General features: G+C 56.2%; 6 protein-coding genes. 1 reads left to right on the top strand and 5 read right to left on the bottom strand.

All coding sequences use genetic code 11. From position 1 onward, the window contains the following. Positions 1-8: 8 nt before the first annotated feature. The 3 genes from ABIK48_01230 to ABIK48_01220 all read right to left on the bottom strand — a co-directional run bounded on the left by ABIK48_01230 (position 9) and on the right by ABIK48_01220 (position 4,422). Complete coding sequence (locus tag ABIK48_01230; GenBank protein ID MEO0020785.1) at positions 9-2,174, bottom strand: patatin-like phospholipase family protein; 2,166 nt, start codon at positions 2,172-2,174, stop codon at positions 9-11. Between the two features lie 155 nt (positions 2,175-2,329). Next, on the bottom strand, positions 2,330-3,886 hold the full coding sequence (locus ABIK48_01225) for an SBBP repeat-containing protein (protein ID MEO0020784.1): 1,557 nt from the start codon (positions 3,884-3,886) through the stop codon (positions 2,330-2,332). Between the two features lie 47 nt (positions 3,887-3,933). Continuing rightward, entirely contained in the window at positions 3,934-4,422 is a 489-nt protein-coding gene (locus ABIK48_01220) for a hypothetical protein (protein MEO0020783.1), read from the bottom strand. A gap of 219 nt (positions 4,423-4,641) precedes the next feature. Between ABIK48_01220 and ABIK48_01215 the strand changes: the two genes are divergently transcribed. Next, positions 4,642-6,135, top strand: a complete 1,494-nt coding sequence (locus ABIK48_01215) for a hypothetical protein (protein ID MEO0020782.1) — start codon at positions 4,642-4,644, stop codon at positions 6,133-6,135. Here the strand turns inward: ABIK48_01215 and ABIK48_01210 are convergent. Both ABIK48_01210 and ABIK48_01205 read right to left on the bottom strand, forming a co-directional pair. After that, complete coding sequence (locus ABIK48_01210; protein MEO0020781.1) at positions 6,121-9,438, bottom strand: T9SS type A sorting domain-containing protein; 3,318 nt, start codon at positions 9,436-9,438, stop codon at positions 6,121-6,123. The two genes, ABIK48_01215 and ABIK48_01210, sit on opposite strands and share 15 nt — an antisense overlap. Positions 9,439-9,466: 28 nt before the next feature. Beyond that, a complete protein-coding gene (locus tag ABIK48_01205; GenBank protein MEO0020780.1) occupies positions 9,467-12,382 on the bottom strand; it encodes a T9SS type A sorting domain-containing protein in 2,916 nt (971 codons plus the stop codon). Positions 12,383-12,451 lie beyond the last annotated feature (69 nt).

Raw genomic sequence — 12,451 nt, 5'->3', positions numbered from 1 at the left:
AATCCGGCTCAGCGCCGGTATCGGAACTCCTTGCCCAGAGAAAGGTAAATCCGCACCCCGCCCGGATGCGGCGTCGGCTTGAAAAAGTTGCCCAGTCCGACGATCAGCTTCAGCGGCCCTGCCGGTGTGTTCGTCATCACCCCGAAACCGGCGCCCCAGTGCAGCTGCTCAAAAACCCGGTCGCTCAACAGCAGCGAATCCGGCCGGGCAAAGGTTCCGGCATTAACCCCGGCCTCAAGATATACCGGATAATCATCCCGGCTCAGCAGGTTCAGTACCCGCCAGCGCAGTGCCGAACCGGCGATCAACCGCTGCTCACTAACAAACTCCTCGGGCGCAAAACCGGCAAACCGTTCACCACCGGAAAGAAACTGCTCACTGAACGGCGGTCTGCCCAGCACCAGCCCGATATCGCTCCACCAGCGCAGTGCCCAGCGGGCAGACAGCGGCACAACCTGTTCATCTGCAAACTCCGCCTTCAGAAACTCAAACCGGCTCAGCACCTTCGGGCTGGAGTAAAACCCGCTCAACCGGTACCCCAGACCCCGGCCGGGCAGCTCCAGCCGGTCAAAGGTATTGAACTCCAGATTTGCCCGCAGACCGGCAAGCAAGCCACTGGGCAGGGTCTCCACCGCCATGCCCTCATAACCGATCCGCTCCACCCGGGCGCCGAAATTGAAAAACCCGTTTCTGCCGGTGCTGTAGCCCGCCTCGGTCACCACACCCCGCACCCGGACAAAGTAACTCGAACCAAATCGCCCCTGCTCCCAGAGACTCCGGCTCAGCGAGCTGATGTAACCGTCAATCCGGTATCCTAGAGGCAGCTGGAAAATCCGTGTGCCGGTAACCCCGAGCCGGAATTCATTCGGATTACCGACCACACCGCCGGCACGGACCGTAGCGCCGAAACCCAGAATATTCTCCTCCCCGACCTCAGCCCCGACCACCACATTATCATAATTATCATAGCGCACCCCGAACGCATAGAACCCGAACGGCCGCTCATTGACCTCGAAGATCACATCGGCACTCTCCGCGGTGACCTCTCCTAACCGGAAATTCACATCCTCAAACAGCCCGGTATTGAAAAGCCGCTCCACATCCCCGAGGAGCAGACCGAAATTCAGCCTTACACCCTCCCGGGTGCGAAGATAGGGTAGAAGAAGCGAGCGCCGGGTCCGCTTCAGACCTTCAAAGACCACCCGCCGCACTACCGGCACGGACCGGGGTTCAATCCGGTTTCTGCTCCGCACCGGCACCCTACCCCTGAGCCTTTCCCGGATCACCGGCAACGCCCGTAGTGCTGCTGACTCACCGGCAGCGATCAGCTCCCGGGCACGGGCAAAATCGGAATGGAGAAACCTCGAAACATCCGGCTCAATCACCACATCCGCCCGCTGCCGCGCCTGTTCAACATTGGCAATACTCATCAGATCAATACTCCGGGAGGCGACATCAAGCAGACTCTGATCTGGAGATTCCTGACGCCGCATTGTCAGAACCGCAATGATGAAATCGGGCTGAAAATCTTCCAGTGCGGTCACAGGCAGATAATCCAGCACCCCGCCATCCACCAGCTCCCGGCCCTCAATTACCTCAGGCGAAAAAACCCCGGGAATGGCGATGCTTGCCCGGATCGCCTGCTCCAGCCGGCCCGACTTCAGGACCACCTTCCTGCCCGCCCGGATATCCACCGCCACCGCCCGGTAGGGCACTGGCAGCCGGTCAAAATCGTATCCGGTATTAAATTCAACCTCAGCCAGCAGCCGGTTAAGCAGAAGCTCAACATTCTGCAGCGAAATCAGCCCGCCCGGCAGATAGGGCAGAAACCGGTTATGTCGCAGGCGCAGGATATACCTTTCCACCTGCTGCTTCTCCTGCAGATACTGGGCGCCATAGGCGGGCTGAGAGGAGAAAAGCCGGTTCCAGTCAACGCTCAGGGCAATGCTCTCAATCTGAGCCGCGCTGTAGCCGGCAGCATAAACCCCGCCCACGAGCGAACCCATGCTGTTTCCCGAGATTCCGACAAAATCCAGCCCCTCCCGCTCCAGCACCTTCAGCACACCGATATGGGCAAGACCAAGGGCAGCTCCACCGGAAAGCGCCAGACCGATACGCACCGGCTCAGCCAGCACCCAGCCGGCAATCAGAAATCCGAACACAATCCGGCGCATGCCCAATTATAATACCAAACCGGAATAAATCTACTAATACCATGATACGCGACCTAACTGGAAACCGGACCGGATTTGGAACTGAAACCTCATCTCGGAAAGGAATAACCGTGGGGTCTCCTCAAAATCTGGCTTCAGAATGGCAGGAAGGTAAATTACTTGATCTGATTATCCCAAATTTGTCTGACCACAAGTTTCCGAGTAAACTCACCCTCGGGGGTATCGCCCTTCACCAGATAAACCCCGGACTTCAAACCCGCAAGGGGAAAACACCCCGATTCTGCCCGCTCATAAACCCGCAACCGGTTGCCGGCGATGTCATAGAGCCGGACATTTCCCACCCGGCTGGCTCCGGTAATCATAAACCAGAACCGGGCAGGATTGGGACTAAGCACCAGTGCCGACCTGCCAGCCCTGCCTGTGCCCGGCTCCACCATCCCTGGCCCGGTCGTAAGGTATTTGATAATGCAGGCATCATAGCTGTAAAGCGGCCGCGCTCCGACAAAAATATTGCCGGCGGTGTAAACGAAGTTATCCCGATCAATTGCAATTGAGTAGATGCACCCGCCCAGATTATCCGGACCGGAATAGCGCGCCTCCCAGAGCAGGTTGCCATCCGGATCGTATTTTAGCAGGGTGTAGTCCGCCTTGTAATTGACCGAATCCGCCGGCACCTGACTCCAGCCACCAACATAGATATTACCACTGGAGTCAAACGCCAGCCCAAACGGCATATCATCCTTGCCCGACCCGTCATACCGCTTAACCCACAACTCCTCACCATCCGGTGAATACTTAATCGTCACAAAGTCAAACAGCGGCCAGGGTCCGGGTTGAGTGCCACTCGGACCGATAACATAACAGCACCCATCCGGACCCAGCTTGACCGGATATCCCCAGTCCCAGCCAGGACCGTCATAATACCGCAGCCACCGCTCCTCACCATCCGGCGAGTATTTCACCGTCACAATCCGCTCCGGCTCTGTGCCCGTCCGGTATTCACCCGTCGCATACGCCTCTCCACCAGAAGTGACCGCAATGCTCATCGCACCCCCGGGAGTATTGGTAACCCGGTCCCAGACCAGTCGCCCCTCCGGACTGAACTTCATTATCCGCCACCGGGGAGGCGGACCTCTCTTGGCATCGGAACCAACCACATAGATGTTGTCCAGTGTATCCAGTGCCAGACCATACATCTGGGAGCCTAAGGAATCAATCCACATCCACAGCAGCCGTCCTGCCGTGTCATACTTGGCGATGACGGCACGATTCCACACCGGCGGCGGTTCGGTAATAAAGCCGGTAACACACACATCACCCCTGCGGTCAAGGGCAATAGCACTGCCATTCACCCGATTGCCCCAGAACCAAGCAAGCTCACCATTGGCATAGTATTTGCCAATTCCGTTAGAGCCGGAAACATAGGCGTTGCCCTGACCATCACACACCAGCGCCAGCCAAGTATTATTGTCCTGAATCCGCACCCACTGCCGGTTACCTGCCGGATCATACTTCAATGTCAAACCTGCTAACACGGTATCATCCCCGAGTACAATCTTGGTACTACCAGTTACAATTGCATTTCCCAGCGGATCAATATCAAGACAATACAATATATCCCGCCCGTGCGCCGGTCCGTCAAAGGTCCGGATCCAGACCTGTGCCCAAAGCAGCGGACAGAAAATCAAGGGGAGCAGGACCAGCCTGCTCAACCTTCCTGACCACCAGCCAGTCCGCTCCCCCAAGCCCATTTCCGACCTCACTCATTCGCATAGTAGGGCGGTATCGGCTCCGGTGGCGCAGTCCGGGTGAGATACAGATTGTCACTGTCATACAGATGGTCGGGCGCAGAGTAGCGCATCTCCTTGCTCCAGTTGCTGTAATAGGTGGTGCCGTTAATCACCTTCCAGGCATAGAACCGCCAGCGATAGCAGGCATCACAGGGGATCGCATCACCGGGCGGAAGCGCACCGCCACGGGCAAACCGGCAGATATTGTAGGTGGGCCCGATGTTGTTATTACCCTCTCCAGGTCCCGTGCTGCCGATTACATATAGGGATGCGGGCTCGGTGGAGGTGATGTCATAAATGTAGGCAGCAACATAGCTGCGATCCGCATAGGAGCCATCAGCATTAAACACCGCAAGAAACAGCCCCTCTGGGTTTAACCCGTCATCAGCAACCACACTGCCCACAGGTATTGCGGTGACTGCCAGCATCACAGTCACCAGCCATCTCCGGTACATCATCTTCACTCATTTCACCCCCGGGTCCGGAACCGGGGGCGAACCTATTATAATCACACACACACCTGTCAAGGAAAATCATGCCAAGGACTCAGCCCCAGGAAAAGAGTCCTACCATTCCGGTCTCCAAAAGAGAAAAAGGCTTTCCTCATCTGATATGAAGATGGTTAAGCAATCACACAACCCGCTTTGACTGCGCTAAGCTGATGATTATAATCAGTTATGCAAATTCTGATATCCACCCTGCTCATCCTGATGGCTCCTCCTGAAGTTACGGTCCTGCGCTGGCTGAGCCCAAACTCATCAAGACCGCTCAGCTATCAGGAGTTCGTTGCCCGCCAGCCCCTGACCGACCGATGGCAGGTTTCACCGCTTGCCGGTGCCGGCAGCCGGTTTGACCCGCGGGTTGATATCCTGATTCAGGATTCACTTGTCAGCGCCCTGAATCCGTGGCTTGACACCCTCTATGCGGACCTGACCGGTGAAGGCTACTCGGTTGCCGCCTTCGCCATCACCGGCACCAGCCCGGAGTCACTGCGTGCCTTTTTCGTACGGGAATACCAGTACTCCAGTCTGACCGCCGCCATTCTGATCGGCAACCTGCCGGTGCCCTGGTTTCAGCTCATTGACGACTGGAACAGCAACGGCAGGCGGGATCCGGATGAGCACTACGAGGAGTTTCCCTGTGATCTCTTCCTGATGGATCTGGATGGCACCTGGCTGGATACGCTGGTCCGACTGGATACGCTGGACTCACTTGTCCCCGGTTCAGACCGCATCCATGACACCCATTACGGTGCAATTGAGCCGGAGATCGGCATTTCCCGGATTTACATCTCAACCATCAGCCCGGATATCAGTCTGATTCAGCAGTATCTCGCCCGCCTCCACGCCTACCGCACCGGCAGACTCCAGATCCGGGACCGGGCGCTCACCTATATTGATGACGACTGGACACCCTGGGCAGGAGAATGGAACTCACATGTCGGCCTGCTGTATCCGGAGCGGGTGTTTGTCGCCGATTCGGAGCAGACCCGGGTCCGGGACTACAAACCAAGGATTGACACCGCCGCCTATCAGTGGATTCAGCTGTGTGCTCATTCCTGGCCCGGAGGCCATGCGATGAAATACAACCACAGCCAGAGCTGGGACTGGTTCTACGGCGAATCGATACCGCGCATTAATCCTGAAGCCTGCTTTTACAACCTGTTTGCCTGCTCCAATGTCCGGTTTGTGGAAACCGGGTATTGCGGTGGCAGGTATGTGTTTCAGTCATCATCCGGGCTGGCGGCAATCGGCTCCACCAAAACCGGCTCGATGCTCGAGTTTCAGGACTTCTATCTGCCCCTTGCCGGTGGTGAGCCGCTGGCACTCGCATTCCGAGACTGGTTCACCTCTCAGGCACAGGGCGGTTTTGAACCCTGGGAACGCTCCTGGTTTTACGGGATGTGCCTTATTGGCGATGGCATGCTTAAACCCCGGTTTCTTACCGCGGTGGCGGACCTTCCGGACCGCAAGCCGGGCACCAGGCTCCAGCCCTCAATCTATCGTCTGCCAGTGATTACTGTCCCTGATTACGGTCTGCTTCTGGACCGGAGCGGGAGAAAAGTGGCGAAGCTCTCCCCCGGTCTGAACTGGCTGGTTCGTATTTCCTCCGGGGTCTACTTCCTTAAAACTGCAGACCGGCCGCTGCGCCGGGTCCTACTGCTCCACTGACGGCCGCAGAATCAGCTTCTTATGCTGAACTGTGCCGTCACCCGCCTCCAGTTTCAGAAGATAAACCCCGGCACTGAGACCGGAGAGATCGGGCTTGACGGTTCCAGTGCCGGTGATCTGCATCTCCGGCACAGTCAGCACCAGCCTGCCCGACCGGTCGTAAAGCTGTCCCTGAATCCGCACCGGCTCCGGAGCAGAATACCGGAAACCGACCCCCGCCCGGGTGTAAACCGGCATCAACTGCCAGCACCCGGCACCAGCCACCTCACCGCTCTGAGCACTGGGCGCACCTCGGTCCGGTTCTGCAGGCTGAATCAAACCGTAGCGCCAGAACTCAAGCGTTTTATTTCCTTTCAGCGCCCAGCAGGCGTTGACACCGGCAACGATATCCCCTCCCGCCTTGACCCGCTTCTTTCTGCCAGTGGAACCGATCTCCGGCATCGGGTCGAGCTCGGCCCAGGTCTGACCGGTGCAGTCAAACCGGTAGAACTCACAGGTATTGCCCCCCTTGAGCGCATAGATGAAACCGTTGTAATAGAAACCGGCACCACCATCCTTGGACTTCTTGCTTTTGCCGGTGCGCTGACTGGCAAACGGCAGATTAGGCAGCTGAGTCAGACTCCACTGCCCTGCCCGGACATCAAAGGTCCAGAATTCATGATACTTTGCCTTATGCGCATAAAGTGTATTTTCACCGTCAAAAGCAAGCCATGAACCTTTATCCCACTTGGGTTTGATTCCTCCCGGTGCATCCGGCAGCGGTTCCCAGACTCCGGTCACGGTATTATAACGCATGAAATCGCACTTGTAACCCTTGAGCAGATACACATAACCGACACCATCCACCTCGGCATAGACGACATCGGTCCCGCCCTTGGGGTACTTTCCCGAGTTTCCCGGCAGGATATTCTGCAGCTGACGCCACTCACTGGTGCTGATATCATAACACCAGAACTCCGGCGTATTATACCCCTTGACCGCCCATACCCTGCCATCACCATAACAGCCCGCAGAACCCTTATAAGGCAGCTTGCCTTCAGTGCCGGCAGGCCAGGGGGTGAGGGTGGTCCAGCGGTTGGTATAAATATCGTAAACATAGAAATCTCCAGTCTTGTACCCCTTGACCGCATAAATCCTGCCCTGCTCCGGGTCAAATGCGAGCCAGCCGCCATCCTTGACCGCTCTGCCGGAGGGTGGCGAGAGCACCGATGCCACCTCCTGCCAGCCTGCGGGCCAGACACCCCCACCGGAACGGACAACTACCAGACCATCAGCAAAATCATTGCTGTGATTGGCATCACCTGCCAGCAGGGTGGAACAGCGGAGCGCCCAGGTACCGGGCACAGCCGGCCGCCACAGGGCAAACTGGACCAGCGCGCTCTCCCCGGGAGCAACCAGAACCGTCTGCTGATTTACATAGCCGTCGCCGATTCTGAACCGGACGCCGATATTCTCCTGAACCGTGCCGTAATTGCGGACCCATGCCTGCGGTGTAACCGCCACCCCCGAATCCACGGTATCCGCCGGTGCCACGATCCGCAGACAGCCGGCATCGCGCAGCACCACCTGAACCGCTCCAGTCAGCAGATTATTCAGTGGTTCCCGATCCCCGCTCATCGCCACTGTACAGGTAACCGTCACCTGCCCGAGCGGATGCGCCACCCAGTCCGGGAAGGTTAAAACACAGGAATCACCCGGATAGAGCGGTGTGGTCCGGCTTACGGTCTGACTGTAATCACTGCCGATACGCAGAGTGGCATTGAACCGGGCAAGCGAATTACCACTGTTGACAAAACGGACCTGAGGTGTGATCGTTTCCTGATATCCCACCAGACCCGCCGGCGCAAGAATGGCATCCACCCCGACATCAGGATAAGGGTAAAACAGCTTCCCGGCAATAAGATCGGTGTAACTGTTCGCAACTCCGGTTCGCGCAACCTGACCGGCAAAATACACATGATCCGAATCCATCGCCGCCACTACCGCGGCAAAATCCTCCTGATTGTAAGGGGAATTGTAGCTGAATGACCAGAGGGTATCGTGCGGAACCGTATTGTCCGCCCGGTAACACAATACCACCAGGTCATTGCCCTTTCTGCCGGCAACATAAATCTTGCCCTGATTGTAGGTAATGGCAAAGCCGTAATCATCAAGATTGCTGGAGAAAATTGCACCGGCAGTTCCCCAGCGGGCGGTAAGTGCCACATTCGCCTTGTAAGTGATGATATCAAATCCGGTCGTCGTGCTCTGATAATAGGCACCGGTGGCATACACATTCGGAGGATTGGAATCATCAAGTGTCACTGCAAAGAAGTAATCCTCATCATCCATCGGGTCATTAACCCTGCGCACTGAAGGCGTACCGCCGGTGGGAGCATAGCGCAAAAGAGTGGCATCATACCAGTTGTAATCATTCTCCTCAAATCCGGCAACAAAGATGTAGCCATTGTTTGCCACTGCGACATCAAATCCGGCGTCATCGTAATCCAGTGACCAGTAATGCTCATGCTGCCAGCGCCGGGTGCCGTCAGGAAGGAACTTCATCGTCCACACCTGATAGCTCCGGCTATCGCTGTAGCCGAAGCCGGTAGTAACGATATGTCCGGAGTCCGGAGAAATCGCCAGCGCGGCTGCGCAGTTGTCCCACCGGTCCCAGTCACTCATCACAAAATCCGGGTGCCGGTCCTTTCTGGCATTAAACGCCAGCGTATCCAAAATATAACTTCTGGTCCAGACCGTATCGCCATTTGCCGGATTGATCCGGGCAAGCCAGTAACGGGAGAGAACAAAGTGGGTATCGGTAACCGCACCGCAGATATAGATATCGCCCTGCAGGCCGATCTCAATATCATAACCGATATCATCATCAGGCAGCATCGTCCTTCTCGCCCAGAGAAGACTGCCTTCTGGTGAAAATTTCAGCCAGGTGATGTCAAGATCATAAGGACCTGACTGACCGGTGACTCCGACCACATAGATATTTCCGAACGAATCTACCGCCAGCGCATGCGCCATATCCTCCTCACTGCCCACAATCCCGCCATAGGAGCGCACCCAGAGCGTCTCACCCCACGGATTGAACTTAGCAACCAGCATATCGGTACTGCCCGCAGTTCCCTTTTCTCCGGCACCGCAGACAATGATATTGCCCTGCGGGTCAAACCCGATATCACCCGCCTGATTAAAGTTACCGCTTGCCGAATCCGAACCCGGATAAATCCGCAACCACATTGTATCCACCGCGCCGGCGGTCAAAAACACCGGAATCAGACCGAGAATGGCCAGTTTTACAGCAAACTTCATCTTGAACCTCCCTCAACTTTCTCTGCCATTAGCGGGTAATAAGAACCTTCTGCGTTGCGCCGTATCTGCCCGAACCGTCCAGAACCTCAATCCGAACCAGATACACTCCGGCACTCAGCCCGGCAGTTTCCAACCGCTCCGTCTGCTCGCCAGCCGGCAAATAATCCCGTTTCACCATCCGGACCGCCCTGCCGGCGATGTCATAGACCGCCATCCGCACTGCGCCCGACTGGGGAAGAGTGTAACGGATTAGACCGTGACTCCGGACCGGATTGGGCATAACTGTCATCCGCAGTCGCGGTAACAGGCTTGATACCTCTGCCTGCACACTCGGCAGGGGCGGATTGAGTGGAAAATTGGCATTATACCGCCAGAACTCCCGGGTCTTGTTACCCTTCAGGGCGTAAACCTTGCCGGCACCATAGGTCAGCGCACCGCCATTGGAGGGTGCCTTGTTGTCCGGGCCCCTGGGAAAGGTATCCCGGGTCTCACTCCAGCTGTCCCCGATTGCATCAAAGAACCAGAACTCGGTTGACTTGCCACCCTTGGTTGCATATACCCGCTGGAACTGGTAATCATAAGCCATTGCCGCCCCCTTCTTCATCTTGGTGCGCTTGGTATGAATCCTGCTGTCCGGAATATAGGGCAGCTGAATCCAGGTATCCCGGCTGATGTTGTAGGCATAGAACTCATAGGTACCACCCTTGAGCGCATAGATCAGTGAATCGCCGTCAAAGGCAATCGCACTTCCATCCTTCATCCGCCGGTTGCGCTCTCCAGGAGGAACGCTCCTTCTCCCCATCCAGGAATCTCGGGCAATTACATAGCAGTAGAAATCGTTGGTATTGGCGCCACGCAGGGCATAAATCCGGTGCAGCTGTGGCACATAAACCATCCCGGCACCATTCTTCACCCGCTTGGTCGTGCCACCGGTCGGAAAATCGGGCAGCTGGGTCCAGCGGTTATCAGCAATTGAATACCGCCAGAACTCCAAAGTATTACTGCCTTTGAGAGCAAACAGACTTCCTGCGGTATCAGCCGCAAGACAGGCGCCACCCTTGACCCGTTTCCGGCTTCCGCTCCTGCCGACCGCGGGGATACTCTCTTTGATCACCCAGCGCCCGGATCGGGTATTATAAGCATAAAATTCGGTGGTATTATTGCCCTTGAATCCGAAAACCAGACTATCCTGGGCAAATGACAGCGCACCACCATCCTTTACCCCCTTCCCGCGAGCACCAGCCGGCATGTCCTCAAGCCGCTCCCATGCGGAAACGGTAATCACCCTACCCAGGACCGTATCATTACCGGGTTCCTTGTCGCCGTTAAGCATTGAATAGCACACCACCGCATGCTCTCCGAGATCACGTACTAACCAAGGAGCAAAAGTAACATCCGCGGAATCATATGGTGCCAGTGCCGGCACCTGCTGGATGTCAAAATAGAAATTGCCGATCTCAATCCGCACCGGAAATGTGAAGCTGAGCGCGCTGAAGTTCTTCACCCGCACCCTAGGAGTGACAACTGCATCCAGCCGGAAGGTATCAACCGGCTGAATGATCATCGCAGCACCGACATCCGGTGCGGAATACTTGACCACCGCATAATCCTCGCTCCCCTCCAGATAGTCATACCCGGCGACCAGCACATCACCCAGTCCATTCACCGCAATATCATAACTTTGATCATCCTCGTCAAAGGTACTGTGCCGTGCCATCCAGATCAGGGCACCGTTCGGATTGTATTTCATTGTCACCCAGTCCATACAGCCGTCCCCGCCATAGGAATAACCGGTAAGATAGGCGTTACCAAAACGGTCTACCCACAACCCGGTCACACTGTCATCATCGGCAACATAATCATAACTGCGCTGCCATTCCAGCTGCCCGTCCGGCGCCAGTTTGTAAATTACCATGTCAAACCAGCCGATATTGGTCTCGGTATAACCCGCACAGTAGACACTCCGGTCCGGTCCGATTCTGATCTCACCCGTGCCGTCAAGCGCATTTTCACCCCAGTCAAACCGGTTAATCCAGACCACCTGGCCTGATGGGGTGTACTTGATTGTCGTGCCATCATACCAGCTTCCGCTTTCCCCTGCTCTGCCGGTAACATACACATAGTCTGAATCATCAACCGCAAGGGCAAATCCGAAATCATTCTTGATCAGACTGTCAACTGCGGTGCCATCATAACGCCGGGTCCAGAGTGTTTCGCCTGCCGGACTGATCTTCATCGTCAGATAATCCAGCCGGGCAGCAGAACCACCCCAGGAGAAACCGGTGACATAGATATTCCCCGCTTTATCCCGGGCAACTGCATTTGCCAGATCATTACCATTCGCCGGTCCGTTATACCGCACGAACCAGTCCCGGCTGCCATCCGGCCGGAAATGAAAAATCACATAATCACGGTTGGTGCCATTGGAGGAATAACCGGCAGCATAACATCCGCCCGCCTCATCTGCCACCACGCCGGTTGCCCGGTCCGGACCGCCGGCAGAATCATAGACATAGACCCACTGCTCCTCACCATCAGCCGAATACTTGATCACGACAAAATCGGTGTCGGCCCCGGTCGTTCTTGTCCAGCCGGCAACAAAAATGTTGCCTGCGGTATCACTACAAACCTTCCAGCCTTCATCCCTTGATCCGGTGTTCCTTGCCCAGCGCTGGCTCCAGATAATCTCCCCATCCGTTCCGGAAAACTTGACGGTAGCGATGTCCCGGCTGTGGTCACTGCCGACACTGAAACCGGTAACCACAATATTCCCGTCCGGAGTCAGCACCATTGAAGTCGCCTCATCCCAGTCATCTGCCCCGCCATCATAGCGGGCGGTCCAGACCTCAACCTGCGCCCTTCCAGATTGAGGGATAAAAATTATCAGGAGAACTGATAAAAGTAGGCAACTGGGTATTACAGAGTTCAAACCCGGATTTCTCATAATGACCTCCTTAAAATTTTAAAGCCGTCCGGATGTAGACCCGAGAAGAAAAAATGAACTGCCTATGTC

Source organism: candidate division WOR-3 bacterium, assembly GCA_039801085.1.
In the GTDB taxonomy this organism is placed as follows: Bacteria; Hydrothermota; Tepidihabitantia; order Tepidihabitantales; family Tepidihabitantaceae; genus JAOABP01.
Note: the sequence above shows the minus strand (reverse complement) of the source record. Positions and strands in the feature narration are given on the sequence as shown.

Bases quoted from the DNA above. Each gene is read 5' to 3' on its own strand.
- ABIK48_01230 (MEO0020785.1), bottom strand. From the start codon at position 2,174: ATGCGCCGGATTGTGTTCGGATTTCTGATTGCCGGCTGGGTGCTGGCT.
- ABIK48_01220 (MEO0020783.1), bottom strand. From the start codon at position 4,422: ATGATGTACCGGAGATGGCTGGTGACTGTGATGCTGGCAGTCACCGCA.
- ABIK48_01215 (MEO0020782.1), top strand. From the start codon at position 4,642: ATGCAAATTCTGATATCCACCCTGCTCATCCTGATGGCTCCTCCTGAA.
- ABIK48_01210 (MEO0020781.1), bottom strand. From the start codon at position 9,438: ATGAAGTTTGCTGTAAAACTGGCCATTCTCGGTCTGATTCCGGTGTTT.
- ABIK48_01205 (MEO0020780.1), bottom strand. From the start codon at position 12,382: ATGAGAAATCCGGGTTTGAACTCTGTAATACCCAGTTGCCTACTTTTA.